We start from the raw sequence: 23,555 nt of genomic DNA on the forward strand, positions 1-23,555 counted from the left end.
CTGTGATGTGTTAAATTTTTTGCAGTAAATAGCTATTTTCAAAGCCACGTACCGGCCCCAGCACATTAAAGCCTTTGAAATACCCGCCTGCTCTGAGCAGGTCGACAGCTGGACCTACCTCTGGGCTATATTGGTAGTCTGCATAGTCATCAAACACGACAAATCCTTCTGACACCACGCTTGGTGCATACAGCAGAAAATCCAGCAGGACATTACGCCCTTCATGCCCACCATCAATATGTAGCAAAGAAACTTGGGGTGAAAGATCATAGAAGCGCTCTGCGCTTAACTCGGAAAATCCTCGTAATACCATGACGTTGGGGAATATCAGGTTCTTGTAATGACTGAATTCCTCAAACTGGTTAGGCAAGGCAAATGGGTCAATGCCGATCAGCCTTTTTTGGCGGCAGCATACTTCGTTCATCAGGGACAGGGATTTACCTTTCCAAACCCCGATCTCGACAATATCGCCAGGCAGATCAGCAGTCAAAGCACATAGATAAGCCAATAGTTTTACCTGCTCATGAAACGAAATCTCCTTGCGTTCCATGGCTTGTTCAGGTGGTAGCAGGGTTTGTGCCTGCTCAAAATTTTGCCCCAACAGATCCCACACCGTGGCGACCATCTGTTTGAGTTGTGCATTTTCCAGGAATTCGTTTAGCTCATTTGCCGTGATCATTGTGGTCCTTGAGTTATCTATGTATTCATGCCAGACGCGATCATGGCTTAGTGATGTTCGTGAGGCTCGTGTCCATGGTGGCTATCCAGCAGGCTGTAATAGTTGGATGGTTCCAGCACGGTAGGCACTGCTTCATCCGCAAGGAAGGGATAATCTTTGCTGTAATGCAGGCCGCGGCTTTCCTTACGTTCCATCGCACTGTTGACGATAAGCTCTGCGACTTGCAATAGGTTGCGTAGCTCAATCAGGTTATTACTGATGCGGAAATTGCTGTAGAACTCATGCACCTCGTCACGTAGCAGATGGATGCGATGCAAGGCGCGGGTGAGGCGCTTGTTGGTGCGCACAATACCAACATAATTCCACATGGTGCGGCGCAGCTCGCTCCAGTTATGCGTGATGATGATCTCTTCATCGGCGTCCGTGACGCGACTTTCATCCCAATATGGCAGGGTGACTTCCGGCTGCTGTGGTTGCGCGATAATGTCTTCTGCCACTGCCTGGCCAAATACCAGGCATTCAAGCAGGGAGTTGCTGGCCAAGCGGTTGGCTCCATGCAGACCCGTACAGGCGTTTTCGCCTATGGCATACAGTCTTGGAATATCAGTGCGGCCAATATGATCGGTCATGATCCCACCGCAGCTGTAGTGGGCTGCTGGTACGACGGGAATAGGTTCACGCGTAATGTCGATGCCAAGCTCGAAGCAGCGGCGGTAAATGGTCGGAAAGTGTGACAGGATGAAATCTGCTGGTTTGTGGGAGATGTCTAGATACACACAGTCCAACCCGCGTTTCTTCATTTCAAAATCAATGGCGCGTGCCACGATGTCGCGAGGGGCCAGTTCTGCGCGTTCATCATGCCAAGGCATGAAGCGTGTGCCATCTGGCAGCTTGAGTATGCCGCCTTCTCCGCGAACGGCTTCCGTGATTAGGAAGGATTTGGCTTCGGAGTGGTAAAGGCAGGTGGGGTGGAATTGGATGAATTCCATGTTGGCAACGCGGCAGCCTGCTCTCCAGGCCATGGCAACGCCATCACCTGACGAGACATCGGGATTGGTTGTGTAGAGATAGACCTTGCCGGTGCCGCCAGTTGCCAGCACGGTGTGCTGGGCAGCAATGGTCAGCACCTTGCCGGTGATGTTGTCGAGCACATAGGCGCCCAGGCAGGCGCTACCTTCCATGTTGACCTTGCCAGCGGTGATGAGGTCAACCGCAATATGTTCTTCCAAAATCGTAATATTGGGGTGCTGGCGTACTTTTTCAGCCAGGGTTTTTTGCACTGCCTGCCCTGTGGCATCGGCCGCGTGAATGATGCGTCTATGGCTGTGCCCGCCTTCACGGGTCAGGTGGAAGCCGCTATTGTCGTCTTCGCGAGTGAAAGGAACGCCTTCTGCAATCAGCCATTCCACGGTTTCACGACCATGTTCTGCAACCAGGCGTGTCACCGCAGCGTCGCATAGTCCTGCACCTGCAATCAGGGTATCTTGAATATGGGCTTCTGTTGAGTCATCATCTGCCAGCACGGCGGCAATGCCACCTTGTGCCCAGTTGCTGGAACCATCGTTAATGCCGCGCTTGCTGATCAAGCAGACTTTTTTGTTTGCTGCCACTTTCAGTGCGAGGGTGAGGCCGGCAAGACCACTGCCGATGATGAGGACGTCATATTGCTGCATAAGAACCCAAGGATGGATGAACTTTCGCGAGTGTAGCGCTGTCTGTAGCACTAAGCTAGTCATGAAAATACAAAGGGAAGGTCATGATCAAGACAAATAATTTCGAGGAATTTTCGCGCATGGGCTTCGTCGATACGGGAGTGCGCGGGTATACTCCGTCTGTCAAGAAAATACAGACAGGGAGCATGGCCGCGATGGCAGTAACCCCGCCGGCGGGTAATCGGGAATTAGACCAGCAGTTAGTTGAGCGTGCGCAAGGTGGTGATAAGCGTGCGTTTGGCTTATTGGTGGATAAGTACCAGCGTAAGCTGGGGCGCTTGCTCTCTCGCTTGATCAGGGATCCAGCCGAGGTGGAGGATGTGGTGCAAGAATCCTTCATTAAGGCATATCGGGCTTTGCCTAGCTTTCGTGGTGACAGTGCTTTTTATACTTGGTTGTACCGTATTGGTATCAACACCGCGAAGAATTATTTGGTAGCGATGGGTCGCAGACCCCAAGCTACAGGTGATATTGAAATTGAAGATGCTGAAAATTTCGATGATGGTGATGAATTGCGCACCATGGATACGCCTGAAACAGAATTGATGGGCAAGGAAATTGCCCAGACTGTGAACGATACGGTAGCTTCGTTGCCAGAAGAGTTGCGTACAGCAATTACATTGCGCGAGATAGAAGGCTTGAGCTACGAAGAGATTGCCACGATGATGGATTGCCCGATAGGGACAGTGCGTTCACGCATTTTCCGAGCTCGTGAAACGATCGCCCAGAAGTTGCGTCCTTTACTGGACACCCCCGAAAACAGGAGATGGTGATGAAAAGTCAAATTTCGGCGCTGATGGATGGTGACATTGCGCTTGAGGATGCGGAATACCTCTATACGACTTTGAAGTCTGGTGGTGAATCTACCCAGGCTTGGTCTGATTATCATTTGATCGGTGATGCCATGCGTGGCAATCCTGTTTTTAAGCCTGATTTTACTGAGCGCCTGTTGGCTAGCCTTGAGGATGAGCCTGTGCTGCTGGTGCCTTCCGTCAAGCGTAAGCGGGCTTTACTCAAAAATAGCAAACTCTGGTCTGTAGCAGCATCTGTTTCGGCTGTGGCATTTGTTGGCTGGGTGGTATTGCAGCAGCAGGTGCAAAGTGGCCTGGAGGAAGATGCAACCCCCATGGAAATTGCTCAAAGCCTTCCCTCGGATTATTGGTTGGCGCACCAGTCACAGGCTTCCAATAATTCCGCCTACTATATTCAGCCCGCCAATTATTCGGAGTAGTCGGTAGATGAAGCGTTTCCTGCTGGCTTTCCTGCTGGCAAGCCCGTTTGTCGTTGTGCATGCCGAACCTGAAGACCCCTGGCTCGTTCTGCAAAAGGCTGCTAGTGCAGCCCACGATCTGAGCTACAAAGGGGTCTTTATCTATCAGTCTGGTGACAATATCAAGTCTGTCCAGATCACCCATACCAACTCGGGCCAAGGTGAATATGCCCGTATGGTCGTGCTGGATGGCACACCTAGAGAAATGCTCAGCCAGGGTGGCGATGTCGTCATTTTTAGTTCCAAGAATGAAAAAGTCATCATGGAAAAGCGCCGGGCACATAACTTGTTCCCCGCCGTATTGCCTGAAGATATTGAGCGCCTAAAGGCAAGCTACCAAGCGCGAGTCGGTGGTACCGAGCGTATTGCCGGTCGTGATGGCAGGATAGTGTTTCTTGATCCTCGTGATAGCCTGCGATATGCCTACAAGTTCTGGGCTGATCGTGAATATGGTTTGCTGCTGAAATCGCTGATGCTGAATGATCAAAAGCAGATGTTGGAGCAAATGGCATTCAGCCAGGTCAATATGATGGAAGAGCAGGGCATGGACTGGTTCCACCCCAATGTTGATCATAACAAGCATTACATTCTTGAAGAGGCCAATGCCCAGCCCGCTCAGGATGCCTCTGGCTGGACAGTGGGAGCTTTGCCTGCGGGCTATCGCAAGGTTGAGCAAGTGACCCGGCTCGTGCCGGGCAAAACTGCGCCTGTCACCCAAGTGATTTTTACCGATGGCTTGGCTTCTGTTTCTCTCTTCATTGAACCTTTGTCTAAAGGTACTCGTCCTAAGATCGGTCAGACGTCGAAAGGCGCTACTCATTTTTATGCCAATGTCAGCAAGGGATATCAGATATTGGTCGTAGGTGAAGTGCCCGCGGCGACAGTGGCGCAGATCGGTAGTGCGGTCAGTTTCAAGTAGTCATTACATCCGAAAACTGGGTCGCTGATTTTCTTTAGTCTGTACACGGGTGCTTTGCAGCTTGAGCTTGCTTGGCACTGTTGTGATGGTGATTGGTGTGTGAGCTTGCTGCGAGTAGCTTAAGCAGCGTATGAGTGTGACGTGTTAACGAGGTGAGTCGATGTTTAAAAAACTGATTGCTGTTTCCGCAATTTGTTTATCTGTGGGCCTGACTGCTGCAACACCTGTCTTGGCCAAAGAGTTACCTGATTTTACGGAATTGGCCGAGAAGCAAGGTGCTGCCGTTGTCAATATCAGTGTCACCCAGGTGATGCAAGGTGGTGCGGGTGGTTCTCCTTTTCAAGGGATGCCGGAAGATGAGGCGTTGAATGAGTTTTTCCGCCGTTTTGGTATTCCAGGGTTCCCTGGCGTGCCACGTGGGCAGGGAGGTCAGCAGTCGCCTGAGTACAAGTCCCAGTCGCTGGGTTCAGGCTTCATTATCAGCAGCGATGGTTACATCCTGACTAACGCTCATGTGGTGCGTGAAGCGGATGAAGTGATCGTTAAATTGAACGATAAGCGCGAATTCAAGGCCAAGATTGTCGGCGCGGATCGTCGCACAGATGTCGCTCTGCTCAAGATAGAGGCCACTGGCCTACCCAAGGTAACGATAGGCAATCCCGAGCTGTTGAAGGTTGGCGAGTGGGTGGTAGCGATTGGATCGCCCTTCGGCCTTGAAAGCACGCTGACAGCCGGTGTAGTGAGTGCCAAGGGGCGTGCCTTGCCACAGGAAAATTTTGTTCCATTTATCCAGACCGATGTAGCGATCAATCCTGGTAATTCAGGTGGGCCGCTGTTCAACCTCAAAGGTGAGGTCGTCGGGGTCAACTCGCAAATTTATAGCCGTACTGGCGGTTATATGGGCTTGTCGTTTTCCATCCCGATTGATGTCGCTATTGATGTCTCCAATCAGCTCAAGGCCTCAGGTCGTGTAGCACGCGGCTGGCTGGGGATAGGCATTCAGGAAATCACCAAGGATCTGGCCGAATCATTCGGTATGAAGAATACCAACGGTGCCTTGGTGGCTGGTGTGGAGAAGGGTAGCCCTGCGGAAAAGGGTGGCCTGGAAGCTGGTGATGTGGTCGTCAAGTTTGATGGCAAAGCGGTCACTACGTCGGCTGACCTGCCAAGGATTGTTGGCGCAACCAAGCCTGGTAAGCAGGTGCCAGTGGAGGTGTTGCGCAAGGGCGCCAGCAAGACCTTGAATATTGCATTGGGTGAAATGCCAGCAGACAAGGATGAAGTCGCTGCAAATGCACAGCCAGATGCCAAGCCTGAATCCAACCGCTTGGGCCTGACATTGCGCGAACTGACACCGCAACAGCGCCGTAGCCTGAATGGCCGTAATGCGTTGATTGTTGTGGATGCGCAAGGCGCGGCAGCGCAAGCGGGCATCCGCCGTGGTGATTTAGTGCTGGCCTTGAATAATACCGAGGTGCAAAGCCTGGAGCAATTCACCAAGCAGGTGAATGCCGTACATGCAGGCAAGACCGTAGCATTGCTGGTACAGCGGGAAAACAATACCCTGTATGTGCCGGTCAAGATTGGCAAGTAAAGCATGCTAAGAGTCGGTATTTGCTGTAAAATCCGACGCTAATCACTGTGTTGTAAAAGGGCGCTCCGGCGCCCTTCTTTACTTGGCTTAATCTAGAATAACTACATGAAAAATATCCGCAATTTTTCTATCATTGCTCACATCGACCACGGCAAGTCTACACTTGCAGACCGTATTATCCAGCTGTGTGGCGGTCTTTCTGACCGTGAAATGGAAGCCCAAGTGTTGGACTCCATGGATATTGAGCGCGAACGTGGCATTACCATCAAGGCGCAGACAGCTGCACTGGAATACAAGGCGCTGGATGGTCAAGTCTATAACCTCAATCTGATTGATACTCCAGGACACGTCGACTTTTCCTACGAGGTGAGTCGCTCGTTGGCCGCCTGTGAAGGTGCATTGCTGGTGGTGGATGCATCCCAGGGCGTTGAAGCACAGAGTGTGGCGAACTGCTACACCGCTATTGATCAGGGCGTTGAAGTGGTGCCTGTCCTCAATAAGATTGACTTGCCTGCAGCTGACCCTGAGCGCGTGATGCAGGAAATCGAGGATGTGATTGGCGTTGATGCTTCTGAGGCCGTACGTTGTTCCGCCAAGACCGGTGTGGGTGTGCAGGACGTGCTGGAAACCATGATTGCCAAGATTCCGCCGCCCGTGGGCGATCCGACAAAGCCACTCAAGGCCTTGATCATTGACTCCTGGTTTGATAACTATGTTGGCGTGATCATGCTGGTGCGCGTAGTGGATGGTGTGCTCAAGCCCAAGGATAAAATTCGCATGATGGCCACCAAGGCCACTTATCTTTGCGAGCAAGTGGGGGTATTTACACCTAAATCACGCCAGCGTATCTCGCTCTCCGCAGGTGAGGTAGGTTTCATTATTGCTGGTATCAAGGAGCTGACCAGCGCCAAGGTGGGCGACACCGTGACCTTGGCAGACAAACCTGCGAGCGAGGCCTTGCCAGGCTTCAAGGAAGTCCAACCACAGGTGTTTGCTGGCTTGTATCCCGTGGAGTCCAATCAATTTGAGGCTTTGCGTGAGGCGTTGGAAAAATTGCGCCTCAATGATGCTTCATTGCAGTTTGAGCCTGAAAATTCCAGTGCCTTGGGTTTTGGCTTCCGTTGTGGCTTCCTTGGTTTGCTGCACATGGAGATTGTGCAGGAGCGCCTGGAGCGCGAATATGACATGGATCTCATCACCACGGCGCCAACGGTGGTGTATGAGTTGTTGCTCAAGAGTGGTGAGGTTGAGCAGATCGAAAATCCATCGCGCTTGCCTGAACCATCACGCATTGCCGAAATTCGCGAACCCATCATTACGATTAACCTGTTGATGCCACAAGAGTATGTCGGCCCAGTCATGACGCTGTGTAACAACAAGCGCGGTGTGCAGCGCAATATGCAGTACATGGGGCGCCAGGTGATGTTGAGCTATGAAATGCCGCTCAATGAAGTGGTGCTGGATTTCTTTGATAAGTTGAAATCCGTGTCCCGTGGTTATGCTTCTATGGATTATGAATTCCTTGAGTTCCGCGCAGCAGACCTGGTCAAGCTCGACATCATGGTCAACGGTGAGCGTGTCGATGCGTTGTCCTTGATTGTGCATCGCGCCAACAGTATTTACCGAGGCCGTGAGCTGGTCTCCAAGATGCGCGAGCTGATTCCGCGCCAGATGTTCGATATCGCCGTGCAGGCCTCTATCGGTGCCAACATTATTGCGCGTGAAACCGTGAAGGCCATGCGCAAGAACGTATTGGCCAAGTGTTATGGTGGAGACATCACGCGTAAGAAAAAGCTACTCGAGAAGCAGAAAGAGGGCAAGAAGCGCATGAAGCAGGTAGGTAATGTTGAAATTCCACAGGAAGCATTCCTGGCTATTTTGAGGGTTGAAGACAAATGATGTTTGCATTATTCATGCTGGCGGTGCTGGCAATTACGGGTGTGATCTGGTTGTTGGATAGCCTGTTCTGGCGCAAGAAGCGCGCGGCAGATGCGGCAGACCCCGTGATCGTGGAATATTCCAAGAGCTTCTTTCCCGTCATTCTCGCGGTGTTCCTGATTCGTTCTTTCATCGTTGAGCCATTCAAAATTCCTTCTGGCTCCATGATGCCAACCTTGCTGGCAGGTGATTTCATCCTGGTGAACAAATTTACTTATGGCTTGCGGGTGCCTATCCTTAACAAGACCTTCCTGGCCGTTGACCACCCGCAGCGTGGAGATGTGTTTGTTTTCCATTACCCGCCTGACCCATCCATTGATTACATCAAGCGCGTGATTGGTGTGCCTGGTGACCGTATCGCCTACCGCAATAAGCGTTTGTATGTGAATGGCCAGGCTGTGCAGACGGATTATGTGGATGATTACAAATATGTTGGTTCCGGTCTGAATATGGTCGTTACCAAGCGTTATCAAGAGCAGCTTGGTGAGGTTAAGCATGACATCCTGATTGAGGAAAATGGGATGGCGTTCGATGGTGAGGTTGAGGTGCCAGCTGGGCATTACTTTGCCATGGGTGACAACCGAGATAACAGCAAGGATAGCCGCGTTTGGGGCTTTGTGCCCGAAGATAACCTGGTCGGGAAAGCGTTCTTTATCTGGTGGAATTTTGACGACTTTGGCAGAATTGGCACCAAGATCAAGTAAATATCCAATTCAAATAAACGGAGAGCCAGCATGAAAAAGCAGCAAGGCCTGACCTTCTTGAGCCTGGTGATTGTGATTGCAGTCGGCGTATTTTTCGCGATGCTGGCGATGAAGCTTACGCCTTCTTATATCGAGTATTTTGCTGTCAAGAAGGCAATCAGCCGTATTGCGCATGATCCGGCGTTTTCCAGCATGAGCAAGGCGGACATGATCAGCGCTTTCCAAAAGAGTGCGACCATAGACGATATTCGCAGTGTGGATGCCAAGGATCTTAGCTTTCTGCGCGATGAGAATGGCAAAACAGCACTGTCTGTTGATTACCAGGTAGTCGTGCCCTTGTTTTCCAATATCAGCGTTTTACTAGATTTCGAAGCTTCTACCGACAATGCCCGTTGATTGCCATTGTCGCCTGGGCCGTGCATGTAGCATGGCCTGTTCATTTTCTACGCTACTCCATAGTAAGGCCTTGTTTTGAGTCTGTATAGCTTGAATAACCTGCTACGCCAGCTTGCCTATGAGTTCCAGGATAAAAACCTGCTGACGCAGGCGCTGACGCATCGTAGCCATTCAGGTAACAATAACGAGCGACTGGAGTTTCTCGGGGACGGCGTGCTGAATTTCCTGGTGGCACATCAACTGTTCCAGCGGTTCCCCAAATTGCCCGAAGGCGATCTCAGCCGCTTGCGTGCGCAATTGGTCAAGGAACAAACCCTGAGTGAGATTGCAATCAGCCTTAATATAGGGGAATGCTTACGCCTGGGCGAAGGGGAACTTAAAAGTGGTGGCTGGCGTCGTCCCTCGGTACTGGCTGATGCGATGGAGGCTATTATCGGCGCGGTGTTTCTTGATGGAGGCTATCCTGCTGCCGAGGCACTGGTACAGCGCCTGTTCCTCCCGCGCCTGGAAAATATAGACCCCAAGTCGATCGGCAAGGATGCCAAGTCGCTGCTGCAGGAATTCCTGCAAGGGCGCAAAATTGACCTGCCTGAATATCATGTGTTGGCAACTGAAGGCGAGGCGCATTGCCAGACATTTCGCGTGAGTTGCCATATTGCCAAGTTACAGATGACTGCTGAAGGCAAAGGCTCTAGTCGCCGTGCGGCTGAACAACAAGCTGCCCAGGCAGTTTACGAGCAATTGCTCGACAAAGGAAAGAAATGACATCAACCAATACGTTTCGTTGTGGCACCGTTGCTATCGTTGGTCGCCCCAATGTGGGCAAGTCCACATTGCTCAATCATATCCTTGGCCTCAAGCTGAGCATTACATCGCGTAAGGCACAAACCACGCGCCATCGTGTGCTTGGCATTCATACCACAGAAGATACGCAATACCTGTTTGTCGATACGCCAGGTTTTCAGCAAAAGCACATCAATGCGCTCAATCGTAGCCTGAACCGCACTGTTACCCAGGTGCTCAGTGATGTTGATGTGGTGCTATTCGTGATCGAGCCTATGCATCTGGGTGAGGCTGATCGTAAGGTGTTGGCATTGCTGCCGAAAAACCAGCCGGTGTTCTTGGTCGTCAATAAGGCCGACCTGATGGGTGATAAGGGCAACTTGTTGCCCTTGATCCAGGATTTTGATCTGGAGTTCCCATTCACCGGCATTATCCCGGTAAGTGCCAAGAAAAATCTTTATCTCGATGAGTTGCTCTCTGCTGTGCGCGAGCATTTGCCAGAACAACCGGCGATTTATGGTGACGATGAGCTCACGGATCGTAATGAACGTTTCTTGGCTGCTGAAATGCTGCGCGAGAAGATTTTCCGTTTACTAGGCGATGAAGTGCCGTATTCGGTTGCGGTGGAAATCGAGAAGTTTGAGCAGGAAGGCAATCTGCGCCGTATTCACGCTGCCATCATTGTCGATAAGGAAAGCCAGAAGCCGATGTTGATTGGCAAGGGAGGCGAGAAGCTCAAGCGCATTTCCACCGAAGCGCGCCAGGATATGGAAAAGCTTTTCGGTGGCAAGGTCTGGCTGGAAACCTGGGTAAAGGTCAAGGGTGGCTGGGCAGACGACGAGCGCGCCTTGAAATCGTTGGGATATTAGAAACCCAGCCTAGACCAGAAAAACAGGATATTGCCATTTCCCCGGCCACCCGGCACATAGCTGGTATTCAATGAGTATTGCCTATAATTGACTGAGGCAATTGGCAATATGCCGGGGATGGGGAAGTTTTTGTAGATGTCTGCACGCGAAGTCAGGAACGCGGTATAGCCAATCCCTGCATGTAGACCAGAGGTGGGCCCCGTCATCCATTGGTGTCCATACCCCAGCATGGGCTGCACATTGCTGTGCGAATCAGAGAACGCCATCAGGTAGATGCCTTCCCAGTTGCCCGCCGCATTGTAGCGGCTGCGACCATAGCCCAAGCCCCAAGTGAACTCACGGAACGAGTCGATTTTGTCCTGATCATAGGCAAATCGCAGGTGGTGGGTCCATAGCGGAAGATAGAGATCCTGCTTGCCGCTATTCCAGATATCGCTGACGTGGTTGCATGACTTGTCTATCCAGGCGTAATCCGTGTCGCAGGCGGCTGAGGTAGCCAGTGGCAAGAGCAGGGCGGTGCCGAATGTGAGGGTGCTGTGCTTGATGTTCATGAATAGTGTGTTTGATGCGTGATAGTAGAAGGACAGCATCAGCGAATAAAAGGTTTCTCAATAATAGGGATGCCTGAGATAGAATGCCCGCTGGTTCTTCTTTCTTTTTGCTTGCATGGCACTCAGCCCCACCCATCGCCAAGACAACCAGCCCGTATATGTGCTGCATACCTATCCCTTCAAGGAAACCAGCCTGGTTGTCGAGTTGTTCAGCCGTGAGTTTGGTCGCGTGGCTGCGGTTGCCAAGGGTGCACGGCGTCCGCGTTCGGCAATGCGCGGCATGTTGCAGGCCTTTCAGCCTTTGCAGGCAACCTGGTCAGGCAAGGCCGAGCTCAAAAACTTGCACAGCATGGAGTGGGGTGCAGGGCTACTTTTGTTGCGTGGCGAAGCCTTGATGTGTGGCTTTTACCTCAATGAATTACTGCTACGTTTGTTGCCGCGCGAAGATGGGCACGATGCCCTGTTTGATTACTATAGCCAGACGTTGCGTATCCTGGCGCAGGACCAGGTGCCACCTGCAACCACCTTGCGACGCTTCGAGCTCAAGATGTTGCAGGAGATGGGATATGCCGTACCGTTGCAACAAGATGCTGAGGGCGAGGCGATAGAAGCAGAGCAGGTTTATGCCTATTGGGCTGAACATGGTGCATTGCCTATCAGCCAGCATGCAGCCCAGGCAAATGGCGTACAATTATCCGGTAAGACATTGCTTGCGATGGCACAAGACGACTATAGCGATGTATTGACCCAGCAGCAGAGCAAGCAGTTGATGCGCACCTTGCTGGCACATTACCTGGGTGAAAAGCCCTTACATACCCGACAATTACTCATGGATTTGCAGGCATTATGAAACTAGGCGTCAATATCGATCATGTAGCTACCTTGCGCCAAGCGCGTGGCACTCAATATCCCAGCGTGGTGCAAGCCGCGTTACGTGCTGAAGAGGCAGGTGCCGACAGTATTACCATCCATTTGCGCGAAGACAGGCGCCATATTCAGGATGCTGACGTGTTTGCCTTGCGCCCATTGCTGCAAACCAAGATGAACCTGGAAATGGCAGTCACTGACGAAATGGTCGGCATCGCCTTACAGGTTAAGCCACAGGATGTTTGCCTGGTGCCGGAGCGTCGTGAGGAACGTACGACTGAAGGTGGCCTGGATGTGGTTGGCAATCTAGGGGCGATTAAGGCGGCATGCAAGACGCTGGCAGATGCGGGCATTCGCGTTTCCTTGTTTATCGGGCCGGATCTGGAGCAGGTTGAGGCAGCCAAGGCGGCTGGCGCGCCTGTGATCGAGATTCATACCGGCGCATTTGCCGATGCCAAGACCGATAGCGATAAGCATGCCGAATTGCAGCGCATCCGCATGGCAGTGGATCACGGGCTGGCGTTGGGCCTGACCGTTAATGCCGGGCACGGCCTCAATATCCATAACGTCCATGAAATTGTGGGTATCCCGGGGATAGAAGAACTGAATATCGGCCATGCCATCGTGGCACACGCTTTGTTTGTGGGGTGGGAATATGCCGTGCGCGAGATGAAGGCCTTGATCGTGCAGAAGGCCAACTGAGCAGGGCAAGATTTCAGCATGATTTATGGCATAGGCACCGACATCGTCGAAGTGGTGCGCATCGAGGAGTCACTTAGCCGCTTTGGCGACGCATTTGCACAGCGCATTCTCAACAATGCCGAATGGCAGGAATATGAAGCCAGCCGCGTCAAGGCCAGGTTTCTTGCCAAGCGCTTTGCTGCCAAGGAAGCTTTTGCCAAGGCGCTTGGCACAGGCATCAGAGGGGCTGCCAGCTTTGAGAATATCGGTATCGGGCATGATGATCTAGGTAAGCCAGAGTTCCAGCTTGCGCCAGCATTGCAGCAATGGCTGGTGGAAAAGGGCGTGGGCCACCTGCATCTTTCCATTAGTGATGAAAAAGCCCTGGCGGCGGCGTTCGTGGTATTGGAAAAAGCTTGAGCGATGCGTAGCGTTTGGTGGACCTGCCTGCTGGTCGCAGGCTTTGCAATGAGTGCCGAGCAGTGGGAGCTGGCGGGTGAAAGTGCTGTTGGCAAGCATTATGTTGACCAGGCTAGTGTTGTTCGACAGGCTGCAGAGCATAAATTGATCGTGCAAACCAAGGTTGAGCAGGCTGATGGCAGTGTCTGGGTCACGACCATGCAGCTTGATTGCAAGGCCAAGCGGTTTAGTTACCTGCAAGGATTCCAGCTCAAGGATGGCAAGCCGGTGGTCAAGTTTGATGCCCCCCGTGCGGAAGAGCCTATCAGTCCTGGGTCATTGCCTGACCAATTGCAGCAGCGTTATTGTGTGGCTCCTGCCTCGCAATCCACCGTTACTTCCCAGCCACGATGGGAGGTCGTGAGCAACAGCAATACCGGGGAGGTGGCACTGGATCGGGCTTCTTTGCAGACCCTGCCTGGCCAGGTCTTCACGGTGAATACTCGCGTCAAGCCTTTCAATAAAAATGAGCAAACCCTGAGTACTCTGCAATTCAATTGTGGCGAAGGGACATTCCGCATACTGCAAGCGCAGAAAGTGCGTGATGGCCGCGCTGAGACCTTGTTCGACAAACCACCTCCTGTTGCGCCTGTGAGTAAGTCAGCTACGGCACAACAGCTTGCCAAGGCAATTTGCAGCCCGGCTATCAAGCCTGCGCGTAATCCATTCCAGGAAGATGCCTGCAAGGGTACGCTCAATGACTTGCAGGCGCTGGAGCGGCGCGTGCAGGGTGATATTGATGCCCATGCCTTGTATTGCGACACCATGCAACAATACCTAGATCAGCTTGCCCGCATCGCAGATGACGTCGACAAGAATCATTGTGCTATCCATGGGCTTGATCAATACCAGCGGGAAATTCGGACGGCTGGCTGTGAGGCATCACCCAATGAGCAATAGTCTGGATATGGATTGGGAGCGCCGCTTTGGTGGCGTGCGTCGTTTGTATGGTGAGGTGGCCTTGCAGCATTTTCAGCGTGCGCATGTTGCTGTCATCGGTATGGGCGGCGTGGGTTCGTGGGCGGTGGAGGCTTTGGCGCGTAGTGCCGTGGGCAGCTTGACCCTGGTTGACCTTGATAATATTGCCGAATCCAACGTCAATCGTCAGTTGCATGCTGTCGAAGGCACATTTGGCTTGGCCAAGGTAACAGCTATGGCGCAACGCGTGCGTATGATCAACCCGCTGGCCGAAGTACGCGAGGTGGAGGACTTTATCACGCCAGATAATTTGGATGCCTTACTCAATAGACCATTGGATGCGGTGCTCGATGCTATTGACGATGCGCGTGCCAAGGTCGCGTTGGCAGCCTGGTGCCGACAGCACAATATCCCACTAGTGATGGCAGGTGGAGCTGGAGGACGTGTCGATCCGACACGCATACGGGTAGCTGATTTGGCAGAAGTGCATGGCGACAGGTTGCTGGCCAAGGTACGTAATCAGTTGCGTCGTGATCACGGTTTTCCTAAGGGTTTGGATGGCAATAAACCGGGCAGCAAAAGAAAACTGCAAAAGTTTGGTATTGCCTGCATCTATTCCGATGAGCCGATTCAACAGCCAGACGCGAGTTGCAGCGCTGATACGGGCGGTATCACGGGGTTGAATTGTGCTGGCTATGGCTCATCTGTCGCCGTGACAGCTCCTTGCGGAATGACTGCGGCTGCAGAGGTACTGAAATTACTGGCCCGATAGTGAGCTGTTTTATTGTGTAATGGTGTGTTCGTATTCAGGGAAATAGCGCGAGATGACGGATAGGTCGAAGCTGCGCAAGATGCTGGTATTGGATTCACGCTCTAGCAAGAACTCGAAAGAGCGCCGGATCAACTCTTCATGATCAAAGCGTCCCAGGCTGAGCTTGTTGGCATAGTCTGGCGCTACTGTCACACGATGTGTCGTGCTGGATTGTGCCTCAATCGCCACTTCAAAAGCATGCTCTTCTAGCTTGTTGACTGTGATTTTTGCCATCGTTATCCCCTTTGCACGAGTAGGGTATAGTGTAGCCCGAAATATCCCGATTTACACAAAAAATCAGCCACCTGCCATCAAGGCTTGGTGGCGTATTCATTTCTTTATTCAGGTTTAAAAGTCGTAGCGCAGCGTTACCCCCAGGGTGCGAGGTTGCCCGGCGGAGCCCATGTAAGCATTGCTGCCCGTGTTGGTCAGGCTCAGGAAATAGCGCTTGTCCAGAAGATTGCGCGCCCAGATCGATACATCCCATTGATGGCGTCCATGCTGCATGCGGATACCGCTGCTGAGATTGAGGATGCCATAGCCTGCAATTTTCGAGTAACGGGAGTTGTTGATGTCGGCATAGGTTTCAGAGCGCCAGCTATATTGGGCCGAGGTGTAATGCTCGACATTGTCTGCCGGGTTCCAGCGCCATTGCGCTCCGCTGCTGAAAGCCCAGCGTGAGGCACCATTGACGCGATTGCCAGCGATGCTCCTGAGCCCTTTACCGTAGCCGCTCTCTGCCGTGCCTCCTGGGCCGTTGAATTCTTCCGCAGGGGTAGGCGCGGTGCCGCGATCAAAGCGTGCATCTGTGTAAGCACCGTTGAAATTTACTGTCAGGTGTGAGTTGACTTGCCCGCGCATATCCAGTTCAAGGCCTTTGCTGGTGATATCGCCGACATTGGTGAGCAGGCCGGTATAACTGTTGTTGATGGCGGTATTGGTGGCGGCCTGGTAATCCCTGACCTTGGTGAGGAACACGCTAGTATTGGCAATCAAGCGCTGATCTAGCCAGCTGGACTTGATGCCAAATTCCAGGTTTTTTGCCTTTTCAGGGTCAATGTTCAACGCCTGGGTACCTAACACAGAGCCAGGGGAGGCGACACCATTGATATTGAAGCCGCCGGATTTTTCGCTGGAAGAAAGTGTGGCGTAACCGAGGATATGCTCCTTGATCCAGTAGCTGCCAGTTAAGAGGGTGGAAATGCTCTCGTCAGTTTGGTTTTGTACGCCGGTATCGTAGAACTCAACCAGAGGGTTTGATAGAAGCGGAGGTAGTGCAGGGCTCACGCCATCTTGAATCACCCTGGCCTTTTTATTTTCCAAGGTATAACGTAATCCACCAGTTAAATCGAAGCGATCCGTGAGGTGCCAGGTACCTTGGCCAAATAGCGCATAGCTGTTGGTCTTGGCGTAGCCTGTTCCCGTGAGCTTCGAGTTGTTGGGGTAAATGGTGCTTAACGCCAGTGCCGCTGGCCCGGTGGTATAGGTTTCGTGGTTAGCCAAATCTTGATAATAGTAAAAGCCGCCAAGAACATAATCGAAAGTATCGCTCAAGGGAGAGGCCAGTCTGACCTCCTGTGAATACTGCTTGTGTTCTACATTCGCCCCACCAGTGATGGCATCTAAGTCTGTGCGGTCCATGTCGTTGTTGGGCTTGAATCCCCAGCGACGCCAGGCGGTAATTGACGTCAGCGTATAGCCATTGATATCCCAATTTGCCTCAGCAGATAAGGCATCCTGTTTGGTGCGCACGCGTTGACGACTATTCAGCGTTACCTTGTAATCCTTGGGGTTGTAATCGCGGTTGCTTGCCCCGAGGTTATTGGCTTGGGTGAGCGCATTGGTGGCATTCGAGTTGGCGGTGCCAGCCGGAGTGCTATGTGAGTAGTCTGGGCCAAAAATGGGTTGTAATGTAACTGGATGAATGCCAATGACGGTGAGCGATGTGGGGTTGGGTGTCCATGGCGCATAGCTGTAGGGGACTAGGCTACCAGTGCTGGAGTCTTCTTCATGATGCTCGGCAATCACACGCAGGTTAAAGGCATCACTGGGCTTGAGCAGCAGTTGGCCGCGTACGCCGGTGCGGTTGATCTCGTTCAGGTTCTTGCCGTCGTAGGTATTCTTCACCCAGCCGTCATCGTGCGTTTTGTAAGCCGCAATACGGAAGGCGGCAACATCGTTAATCGCCTGGTTCACCATGGCCTTATATTGCGTATAGTCACGCGAACCCAAGCTTGCCTCAGCGCTATTTTCCGACTTGAAGACGGGTTTGCGCGTGGTGATATTGAGTACGCCAGCAGTGGTGTTCTTGCCAAATAAGGTACCTTGCGGGCCACGTAATAGATCGGCTTGCTCTATGTCCAGCAAGTCAAATACCGCCAGTCCAGGCCGCCCGAGGAACACATTATCAATATAAAGCCCAGCGCTGCCTTCCAGCCCTTCATTGGCAGGGTTGCTGCCAATGCCACGGATTGCAATGCTGGATTGGCGCGGATGCTGGAATTGCACTGTGAGGTTGGGCAGCAGTTGCGGCAGGTCTTGTAATTGGTAGATCCTGTTTGCTTCCAGTTGTTCACCGCTAACCACGGATATTGCAGCAGGAACGTCTTGTTCCTTTTCCAGGCGCCGCCTGGCCGTGACGTGAGTTGTTTCTAATGCAGCATCGCTGGCGATTTCCTGAGGTGAAGGCAATTGATCATTGGCGTGGCTGATACTGCATGTCGTGAACAGGGCAATCATACTGCTGCCCAGGCGGGTATATTTCAAAACAGGTGTTCCCCTTGTGTGGTGTGGCCACCACTGATTTGAGTATGGATTTGTATATTTTTTTATAATTAATCGAACATTTTATATCCAAATGACCACACTTGAATTGTGGCGCTTGAAATTTCTCCGACCGTCCCTATATAGCCAACATTGTCATTCAACCGCATCACGGGAGTTAAGCAATGTCCACAGAGACGCTACAAAAAGAAACCCTGGGCTTCCAGGCCGAAGTCAAGCAACTGCTGCAACTGATGATTCATTCGCTCTACAGCAACAAGGAAATTGTGCTGCGTGAACTGATCTCCAATGCTAGCGATGCCGCAGATAAGCTGCGCTTCGAGGCATTAGCCAATAACAGCCTTTATGAGAATGATAGCGAGCTCAAGATTCGGGTGAGCTTCGACAAGGATGCACGCACTGTCACTATTTCTGATAACGGCATCGGCATGAGCCGTGAAGAGGTCATTCGCAATATCGGTACCATCGCCAAGTCTGGCACCAAGGAATTCTTCCAGTCTCTCACTGGCGACCAAGCCAAGGACGCTAATCTGATTGGTCAATTTGGTGTGGGCTTTTATTCTGCCTTCATCCTAGCCAACAAAGTGACATTGACGACGCGCCGTGCGGGCAGCAGCGAAGCCGTGCGTTGGGAATCTGCCGGGGAAGGTGATTACACCTTGGAAGCTGCGGATAAGGCTAGCCGCGGTACCGATATCGTCCTGCATTTACGCGAAGGGGAAGATGAGTTTCTCAATGACTGGAAACTCAAGTCCATCATCCGCAAGTACTCTGACCATATCACCCTGCCCATCATCATGAAGAAGTCTGAGTGGAAAGATGGCGAGCAGGTGCCTACCGATGAAGACGAGACCGTGAACAAGGCCTCTGCTTTGTGGGCGCGCAGCAAGAGCGATATTTCTGAGGAGGAATACCAGGAGTTCTACAAGCATGTCTCGCACGATTTTGAGAATCCACTGACTTGGGCGCACAACCGCGTGGAAGGCAAGCAGGAGTATATTTCCCTGCTGTATATCCCATCCAAGGCACCATTTGACCTCTATGACCGCGAGCGCCAGCATGGCATCAAGCTGTACGTGAAGCGTGTCTTCATCATGGATGATGCCGAGCAACTCATGCCGCAATACCTGCGCTTTGTGCGTGGCGTGATTGATAGCGCTGACTTGCCATTGAATGTCTCGCGTGAAATCCTGCAACACTCCAAAGACATTGATGCGATCAAGACCGGTTCCGTCAAGCGTGTATTAGGCCTGCTGGAAGATATTGCAGAAAACAAGCCCGAAGAATACGCCAAGTTTTGGAACGAGTTTGGCCGTGTGCTGAAGGAAGGCCCAGGTGAAGATTTTGCCAACAAGGAGCGCATTGCCGGCCTGTTGCGCTTTGCCAGCACACACGCTGATACCGACGAACAGCTGGTGTCTTTCAAGGATTACATTGGCCGGATGAAGGAAGGCCAGGAGGCTATCTATTACATTACTGCCGACACATTCGCTGCCGCCCAGCATAGCCCGCACCTGGAAATTTTCCGCAAGAAGGGTATCGAGGTGCTGCTGCTGTCTGACCGGGTTGATGAATGGTTGCTCGGTAGCTTGACCGAGTTCGAGGGTAAGAAGCTGCAATCTGTAGCCAAGGGCGATCTGGATCTAGGCAAGCTGGAAGACGAAGCCGAGAAAGAACAGCAAAAGAAGACTGAGGATGAATATAAGTCCTTGGTTGAGCGTATCCAGGCTAGTTTGGGCGAAAGCGTGAAAGAAGTGCGTGTGACGCATCGCCTGACTGACTCCCCGGCTTGCTTGGTGGCGGGCGAGCATGATCTTTCTGGCAACTTGGAGCGCCTGCTCAAAGCCGCAGGACAGAAAACGCCAGGTAATAAGCCTGTGCTTGAGATCAATCCTGATCACAGCATTGTGCAGCGCTTGAAGGCTGTGAATGATGATGCGAAGTTTGCCGATTGGGCCCATCTGCTGTTTGATCAGGCCTTGCTCGCCGAGGGTGGTCAACTGGAAGACCCAGCGGCTTTTGTACGCAGGGTCAATGCCATGCTGGCCTAAGCTGTAGCTAAAAAGCGGAGTAGATTGAAAACCGTCATTGATGCTTGGTCAGTGGCGGTTTTTTATTGTATAATCCGCGGCTTCGCGTAAAAAGCGTTTGCTATGCGCGGAGTTTGTAATGTGCAGGTATGCCATACCCATGCTGGTGTGGTGATAGCGTCGAGCTATCCATTCTGAATAAAGTCAGGATGCAGGAAGCTATTTGTCAGGTCAGCCTGATCAATCCAATTATTAAGGAGTTTTAAAGAATGTCTAGATTCACCGGCCCACGTCTTAAAGTAATGCGCGCACTTGGTATTGATCTGCCTGGCTTGTCCCGCAAGACCATCGAGGCACGTCCAACCCCTCCAGGTCAACACGGTGCCAAGAACACCCGTCGCAAGAAGTCCGACTTCGGTGTTAAGCTGCAAGAAAAGCAAAAGCTGCGTTTCAACTACGGCCTGTCCGAAAAGCAACTGCGTCGCCTGGTGGTTGATGCACGTAAAGGCAAGTCCCCTACTGGCGAAACACTGCTGCAATTGCTGGAACGTCGTCTGGACAATGTCGTGTTCCGCGCTGGTTTTGCTCCAACAATCGCCGCTGCACGCCAACTGGTTTCCCACCGTCACGTATTGCTGAATGGCAAGTCAGTGAACATTCCATCTATCCGCCTGCGCGTGGGTGATGAGATTTCCCTGAAGGCCAGCAGCACCAAGCTGCCAATCGTGGTAGAAACATTGGCTAACCCACCATTGATTCGCCCAGAGTGGATCACTTGGGCAGAGCAAGCACAACAAGCCAAGGTTGCTCACTTGCCAGCAGCGGAAGATGTTCCATTCCCTGTTGATGTTCAGCAGGTTGTTGAATACTACGCAAACCGTCTGTAATTTTTGACGAAATTGAAAAGGCCGCTAATCAGCGGCCTTTTTTGTTTTCTGCGGCAATTGGTCGCAATGTAGATGCGGGAAATAATAAGAATCGCGCTCAATTAGCTGCTAGAATGCGTATTATTCTTGACTATACATATGAGAATAGTTATCATTTTTCGCTCTTGCAAGGGTAGCCTTGCGTCATTGACTGCAACCCAGACATAGAGCGGGATAGAAATGAAGACAGCGAACAATTGTAGGCGTGTAGTGCTTGCTGGTAGTGACGGGTGCAGGGTTGTGTACTGTGAGGAATGTCATGTTGCAGAAGTTGAAGTTGGAGCCTTGAGTTTGCGCCTGGAGGATCATGCGTTTAACTCGCTTGCTGAGATGATCCAGGAAGCGGCCACCCGATTAGCAATATTGAGTGCCAACAAATCCCATAGTCAATTTACTACCCACATCAAAAATGTCCATTGAGCTTTCACTAGCACGCCTTTCAAGAGAGCAATATGTTGAGGGGCAATTGAGTCAAAAACTAATTCGTAGTTTGATTCCAAAACGGGTTTCCCGCGAACAAGATCAACAAGATTTTTCTGCCAAGGCGCTGATTGCGACTGTCGTGATCCATGCAGCCGTATTTGCAGGTCTTATTGCTGTATCTACCAGGGAGCCTCATCAGGAAGATGCAGCGCCACCTATCATGGTGAGCTTGGTGAAAAGCCCGGAACCTGTGCCTGAGGTGGCAATTACCGAACCTGAGCCGCAGCCAAAGCCTAAACCACCTGAGCCAAAACCTAAACCCAAGCCTAAGCCCAAAGTAGTGGATAAGCCGGTACCGATCGAGGCGCCTAAGCCCGTCGAAGAGGTGAAGGAAGTGAAGCAGGAGGTTTCAGAGCCTCAGCCTCAGGAGATGAAACAAGCGCCTTCGCAAGCTCCTGTTCAAGACAAGCCAGTAGTGGCTGAGAAGATAGAGCAAGTCAAGCCGCCTGAGCCTAAGGATCAGCCGATTCCTGAAATTGCGATCAGTGGCGTTTCCTATCTGCATCAAGAGATGCCGGTATACCCTGCGATGTCCAGAAGGCTTGGTGAGCAAGGGGTGGTGATGTTACGCATCCTGATTTCAGAGTCCGGTGTACCTGAATCTATACAGATCGAATCTAGCAGTGGTTCGGAGCGCCTGGATAAGGCAGCGCTTGAAGCCACCAAGAAATCCAGGTTCAACCCGTATAAGCGTAACAACAAGCCGATGAAGGTGTCCGTGATTGCTCCGGTCAGGTTCTCCATCTCGGATTAGCAAATTTAACCAGGTTAGTCATACTTTTACACATATAGGATTAATGCAATATGGAAAATGCATACGAATTTAACAGCTTGGATTTTATTCTGGACGGTGGGCCAGTTTCCATCCTGGTTGCAGTTGTGCTGGTGTTCATGTCGGTGGCAAGCTGGTATCTCATGGTGACCAAGTTTTACCAGGCCTTGACTATACGCAGCGCTAACCGTGAGTACAGCAACCATTTCTGGCAAGCACCTTCAATCGAATCTGCCTTGCGCCACAACAGCGGTGAAACCATTGTCTCTCGCGTAGCTAACCAGGCAATAGATGCGGCAGAGCACCACCAGTCGCATGTAGCACACAATGTGGAAGAAGCTTGCAACAAGGATGAGTTTATCGCTCGTGCCATGCGTCGCCAGATTTCCACCGAAAGCGAACGCATGGATTATGGCCTGACCATGTTGGCATCGGTAGGTAGCGTGGCACCATTTGTTGGTTTGTTTGGTACGGTGTGGGGTATTTACCACGCTTTGGCCAGCATCAGCCAAAGTGGCCAAGCGACCCTGGACAAGGTGGCCGGCCCGGTGGGCGAGGCACTGATCATGACAGCGCTGGGTTTGGCTGTGGCGATCCCTGCGGTATTGGCCTATAACGCGCTGGTACGTCGTAACCGCCTGATTCTTGGTGAAGTAGAAGGCTTTGCCAATGACTTGCATATCCTGCTGACCACTGGTGCTCCTCTTAACCCTAGCAGCAAGACGACTGCTGGTGCAGCTGCGGTGCGCACAGGTGCCAAGCTGAAAGAGGTGACAGCATGATGGCTGGTGGTGGCATCGGTGGTGGGGAGGGCAATAGCCGCCCCATGTCCGAGATCAACACCACGCCGCTGGTAGACGTGATGTTGGTATTGCTGGTGATTTTTATCATTACTGCGCCTTTGTTGACGCATGCCGTCAAGATTGATTTGCCGCAAGCAACCAGCCAACCATCGCCGGAAAAGCCGGATATTATTGATGTGGCGATTGATCCAGCAGGCACGATGTATTGGAATGACCAAACCGTCACGCTGGAAGAGCTGAATGCAAAACTGCATGAAGTAGCGAATAAAGAGCCACAGCCAGAGTTGCATATTCGTGCCGACAAGGAAACTCGTTACCAGGTGCTGGCAGAAGTCATGGCCTACGCCCAAAATGCTGGCGTGCAAAAACTGGGCTTCGTCAGCGACCCCACACCAAAATAATCAATCTTGCATTGATAGCACACATAAGGCCGGGAAACCGGCCTTTCGCGTTTCTGCTGTTCCCATCGGTTTTTTTACTTCCTTCAATGTTTTTACGTTCGCTGTTCAACTTTTTGTTGCTCATGTAGTCTTGTAAAAGAGTTCACCTGTGGTGATCGAGGCAGATTTGGAATCTGTCCGACCTATTGTTCCCGCAATGGCCTGA

The 23,555-nt window shown here is 51.9% G+C and carries 24 protein-coding genes; 19 read left to right on the plus strand and 5 right to left on the minus strand.

Annotation, left to right across the window (positions count from 1 at the left end):
- Window positions 1-10: 10 nt before the first annotated feature.
- Both ACIKP9_RS00870 and nadB read right to left on the minus strand, forming a co-directional pair.
- Window positions 11-679, minus strand: a complete 669-nt coding sequence (locus tag ACIKP9_RS00870; RefSeq protein WP_400878052.1) for a class I SAM-dependent methyltransferase — start codon at window positions 677-679, stop codon at window positions 11-13.
- Window positions 680-726: 47 nt separating this feature from the next.
- Window positions 727-2,352 carry an L-aspartate oxidase gene (gene nadB, locus ACIKP9_RS00875; protein WP_400878054.1) on the minus strand — a complete coding sequence of 542 codons (1,626 nt, stop codon included), beginning with the start codon at window positions 2,350-2,352 and terminating at the stop codon, window positions 727-729.
- Between the two features lie 194 nt (window positions 2,353-2,546).
- Here nadB and rpoE point away from each other — a divergent pair, with 194 nt between their 5' ends.
- The 9 genes from rpoE to era all read left to right on the plus strand — a co-directional run bounded on the left by rpoE (window position 2,547) and on the right by era (window position 10,864).
- On the plus strand, window positions 2,547-3,164 hold the full coding sequence (rpoE, locus tag ACIKP9_RS00880; protein ID WP_230348020.1) for an RNA polymerase sigma factor RpoE: 618 nt from the start codon (window positions 2,547-2,549) through the stop codon (window positions 3,162-3,164).
- Window positions 3,164-3,622: a sigma-E factor negative regulatory protein gene (locus ACIKP9_RS00885; RefSeq protein WP_400878057.1), complete on the plus strand. Its 459-nt coding sequence runs from the start codon at window positions 3,164-3,166 to the stop codon at window positions 3,620-3,622. The genes rpoE and ACIKP9_RS00885 overlap by 1 nt, the downstream gene beginning before the upstream one ends.
- Window positions 3,623-3,629: 7 nt before the next feature.
- Entirely contained in the window at window positions 3,630-4,580 is a 951-nt protein-coding gene (locus ACIKP9_RS00890) for a MucB/RseB C-terminal domain-containing protein (protein WP_400878061.1), read from the plus strand.
- Window positions 4,581-4,740: 160 nt separating this feature from the next.
- Window positions 4,741-6,174 carry a DegQ family serine endoprotease gene (locus ACIKP9_RS00895; RefSeq protein ID WP_400878064.1) on the plus strand — a complete coding sequence of 478 codons (1,434 nt, stop codon included), beginning with the start codon at window positions 4,741-4,743 and terminating at the stop codon, window positions 6,172-6,174.
- Between the two features lie 105 nt (window positions 6,175-6,279).
- Window positions 6,280-8,073, plus strand: coding sequence for a translation elongation factor 4 (gene lepA, locus ACIKP9_RS00900; RefSeq protein ID WP_400878067.1), 1,794 nt, complete (start codon window positions 6,280-6,282; stop codon window positions 8,071-8,073).
- Entirely contained in the window at window positions 8,070-8,816 is a 747-nt protein-coding gene (gene lepB / locus ACIKP9_RS00905; RefSeq protein ID WP_230346774.1) for a signal peptidase I, read from the plus strand. Before lepA ends, lepB begins: the two co-directional genes overlap by 4 nt.
- A gap of 30 nt (window positions 8,817-8,846) precedes the next feature.
- Window positions 8,847-9,212 carry a DUF4845 domain-containing protein gene (locus tag ACIKP9_RS00910; protein WP_400878071.1) on the plus strand — a complete coding sequence of 122 codons (366 nt, stop codon included), beginning with the start codon at window positions 8,847-8,849 and terminating at the stop codon, window positions 9,210-9,212.
- Window positions 9,213-9,293: 81 nt separating this feature from the next.
- Window positions 9,294-9,977, plus strand: coding sequence for a ribonuclease III (gene rnc / locus ACIKP9_RS00915; RefSeq protein WP_400881816.1), 684 nt, complete (start codon window positions 9,294-9,296; stop codon window positions 9,975-9,977).
- Window positions 9,974-10,864: a GTPase Era gene (era, locus tag ACIKP9_RS00920; RefSeq protein ID WP_400878074.1), complete on the plus strand. Its 891-nt coding sequence runs from the start codon at window positions 9,974-9,976 to the stop codon at window positions 10,862-10,864. The genes rnc and era overlap by 4 nt, the downstream gene beginning before the upstream one ends.
- On the opposite strand, the gene pagP is transcribed toward era, so the two are convergent.
- A complete protein-coding gene (gene pagP, locus ACIKP9_RS00925; protein WP_400878077.1) occupies window positions 10,861-11,415 on the minus strand; it encodes a lipid IV(A) palmitoyltransferase PagP in 555 nt (184 codons plus the stop codon). The two genes, era and pagP, sit on opposite strands and share 4 nt — an antisense overlap.
- Before the next feature lie 115 nt (window positions 11,416-11,530).
- Here pagP and recO point away from each other — a divergent pair, with 115 nt between their 5' ends.
- Genes recO through ACIKP9_RS00950 form a run of 5 tightly spaced genes read left to right on the plus strand, consistent with a single transcriptional unit; the run spans window position 11,531 to window position 15,112 of the window.
- The gene (recO, locus tag ACIKP9_RS00930) at window positions 11,531-12,265 is read left to right on the plus strand and encodes a DNA repair protein RecO (protein WP_230346779.1); all 735 of its coding nucleotides are present in this window, start codon (window positions 11,531-11,533) and stop codon (window positions 12,263-12,265) included.
- Window positions 12,259-12,984, plus strand: a complete 726-nt coding sequence (locus tag ACIKP9_RS00935) for a pyridoxine 5'-phosphate synthase (protein WP_400881818.1) — start codon at window positions 12,259-12,261, stop codon at window positions 12,982-12,984. The genes recO and ACIKP9_RS00935 overlap by 7 nt, the downstream gene beginning before the upstream one ends.
- Before the next feature lie 18 nt (window positions 12,985-13,002).
- Window positions 13,003-13,383, plus strand: a complete 381-nt coding sequence (acpS, locus tag ACIKP9_RS00940; RefSeq protein ID WP_400878080.1) for a holo-ACP synthase — start codon at window positions 13,003-13,005, stop codon at window positions 13,381-13,383.
- A 3-nt stretch (window positions 13,384-13,386) separates the two neighbouring features.
- Window positions 13,387-14,322: a surface-adhesin E family protein gene (locus tag ACIKP9_RS00945; RefSeq protein WP_400878083.1), complete on the plus strand. Its 936-nt coding sequence runs from the start codon at window positions 13,387-13,389 to the stop codon at window positions 14,320-14,322.
- A complete protein-coding gene (locus ACIKP9_RS00950; RefSeq protein ID WP_400878085.1) occupies window positions 14,312-15,112 on the plus strand; it encodes a tRNA threonylcarbamoyladenosine dehydratase in 801 nt (266 codons plus the stop codon). Before ACIKP9_RS00945 ends, ACIKP9_RS00950 begins: the two co-directional genes overlap by 11 nt.
- Window positions 15,113-15,121: 9 nt before the next feature.
- On the opposite strand, the gene ACIKP9_RS00955 is transcribed toward ACIKP9_RS00950, so the two are convergent.
- The gene (locus ACIKP9_RS00955) at window positions 15,122-15,385 is read right to left on the minus strand and encodes a hypothetical protein (RefSeq protein ID WP_230346783.1); all 264 of its coding nucleotides are present in this window, start codon (window positions 15,383-15,385) and stop codon (window positions 15,122-15,124) included.
- Between the two features lie 114 nt (window positions 15,386-15,499).
- The gene (locus tag ACIKP9_RS00960) at window positions 15,500-17,917 is read right to left on the minus strand and encodes a TonB-dependent receptor (protein WP_400878088.1); all 2,418 of its coding nucleotides are present in this window, start codon (window positions 17,915-17,917) and stop codon (window positions 15,500-15,502) included.
- Between the two features lie 182 nt (window positions 17,918-18,099).
- Here ACIKP9_RS00960 and htpG point away from each other — a divergent pair, with 182 nt between their 5' ends.
- From htpG to ACIKP9_RS00985, 5 genes are all read left to right on the plus strand, one after another.
- On the plus strand, window positions 18,100-19,986 hold the full coding sequence (htpG, locus tag ACIKP9_RS00965) for a molecular chaperone HtpG (protein WP_400878090.1): 1,887 nt from the start codon (window positions 18,100-18,102) through the stop codon (window positions 19,984-19,986).
- 248 nt (window positions 19,987-20,234) lie between these two features.
- On the plus strand, window positions 20,235-20,852 hold the full coding sequence (gene rpsD / locus ACIKP9_RS00970; RefSeq protein WP_309564805.1) for a 30S ribosomal protein S4: 618 nt from the start codon (window positions 20,235-20,237) through the stop codon (window positions 20,850-20,852).
- A gap of 505 nt (window positions 20,853-21,357) precedes the next feature.
- Window positions 21,358-22,128: an energy transducer TonB gene (locus ACIKP9_RS00975; RefSeq protein WP_400878095.1), complete on the plus strand. Its 771-nt coding sequence runs from the start codon at window positions 21,358-21,360 to the stop codon at window positions 22,126-22,128.
- A 50-nt stretch (window positions 22,129-22,178) separates the two neighbouring features.
- Window positions 22,179-22,928, plus strand: a complete 750-nt coding sequence (locus ACIKP9_RS00980; RefSeq protein WP_400878098.1) for a MotA/TolQ/ExbB proton channel family protein — start codon at window positions 22,179-22,181, stop codon at window positions 22,926-22,928.
- Window positions 22,925-23,350, plus strand: coding sequence for an ExbD/TolR family protein (locus ACIKP9_RS00985; RefSeq protein ID WP_230346789.1), 426 nt, complete (start codon window positions 22,925-22,927; stop codon window positions 23,348-23,350). The genes ACIKP9_RS00980 and ACIKP9_RS00985 overlap by 4 nt, the downstream gene beginning before the upstream one ends.
- The last annotated feature ends 205 nt before the right edge of the window (window positions 23,351-23,555 follow it).

Source organism: Methylobacillus methanolivorans, assembly GCF_044751345.1.
Classification (GTDB): domain Bacteria; phylum Pseudomonadota; class Gammaproteobacteria; order Burkholderiales; family Methylophilaceae; genus Methylobacillus; species Methylobacillus methanolivorans.

What these genes read in the sequence shown, in the direction of transcription:
- ACIKP9_RS00895 (WP_400878064.1), top strand. Translation starts at nt 4,741, where the DNA reads ATGTTTAAAAAACTGATTGCTGTTTCCGCAATTTGTTTATCTGTGGGC.
- ACIKP9_RS00890 (WP_400878061.1), top strand. Translation starts at nt 3,630, where the DNA reads ATGAAGCGTTTCCTGCTGGCTTTCCTGCTGGCAAGCCCGTTTGTCGTT.
- ACIKP9_RS00980 (WP_400878098.1), top strand. Translation starts at nt 22,179, where the DNA reads ATGGAAAATGCATACGAATTTAACAGCTTGGATTTTATTCTGGACGGT.
- ACIKP9_RS00950 (WP_400878085.1), top strand. Translation starts at nt 14,312, where the DNA reads ATGAGCAATAGTCTGGATATGGATTGGGAGCGCCGCTTTGGTGGCGTG.
- ACIKP9_RS00985 (WP_230346789.1), top strand. Translation starts at nt 22,925, where the DNA reads ATGATGGCTGGTGGTGGCATCGGTGGTGGGGAGGGCAATAGCCGCCCC.
- htpG (WP_400878090.1), top strand. Translation starts at nt 18,100, where the DNA reads ATGTCCACAGAGACGCTACAAAAAGAAACCCTGGGCTTCCAGGCCGAA.
- ACIKP9_RS00955 (WP_230346783.1), bottom strand. Translation starts at nt 15,385, where the DNA reads ATGGCAAAAATCACAGTCAACAAGCTAGAAGAGCATGCTTTTGAAGTG.
- acpS (WP_400878080.1), top strand. Translation starts at nt 13,003, where the DNA reads ATGATTTATGGCATAGGCACCGACATCGTCGAAGTGGTGCGCATCGAG.
- ACIKP9_RS00870 (WP_400878052.1), bottom strand. Translation starts at nt 679, where the DNA reads ATGATCACGGCAAATGAGCTAAACGAATTCCTGGAAAATGCACAACTC.
- era (WP_400878074.1), top strand. Translation starts at nt 9,974, where the DNA reads ATGACATCAACCAATACGTTTCGTTGTGGCACCGTTGCTATCGTTGGT.
- rpsD (WP_309564805.1), top strand. Translation starts at nt 20,235, where the DNA reads ATGTCTAGATTCACCGGCCCACGTCTTAAAGTAATGCGCGCACTTGGT.
- rpoE (WP_230348020.1), top strand. Translation starts at nt 2,547, where the DNA reads ATGGCAGTAACCCCGCCGGCGGGTAATCGGGAATTAGACCAGCAGTTA.
- ACIKP9_RS00945 (WP_400878083.1), top strand. Translation starts at nt 13,387, where the DNA reads ATGCGTAGCGTTTGGTGGACCTGCCTGCTGGTCGCAGGCTTTGCAATG.
- lepA (WP_400878067.1), top strand. Translation starts at nt 6,280, where the DNA reads ATGAAAAATATCCGCAATTTTTCTATCATTGCTCACATCGACCACGGC.
- lepB (WP_230346774.1), top strand. Translation starts at nt 8,070, where the DNA reads ATGATGTTTGCATTATTCATGCTGGCGGTGCTGGCAATTACGGGTGTG.
- recO (WP_230346779.1), top strand. Translation starts at nt 11,531, where the DNA reads ATGGCACTCAGCCCCACCCATCGCCAAGACAACCAGCCCGTATATGTG.
- pagP (WP_400878077.1), bottom strand. Translation starts at nt 11,415, where the DNA reads ATGAACATCAAGCACAGCACCCTCACATTCGGCACCGCCCTGCTCTTG.
- ACIKP9_RS00885 (WP_400878057.1), top strand. Translation starts at nt 3,164, where the DNA reads ATGAAAAGTCAAATTTCGGCGCTGATGGATGGTGACATTGCGCTTGAG.
- ACIKP9_RS00910 (WP_400878071.1), top strand. Translation starts at nt 8,847, where the DNA reads ATGAAAAAGCAGCAAGGCCTGACCTTCTTGAGCCTGGTGATTGTGATT.
- nadB (WP_400878054.1), bottom strand. Translation starts at nt 2,352, where the DNA reads ATGCAGCAATATGACGTCCTCATCATCGGCAGTGGTCTTGCCGGCCTC.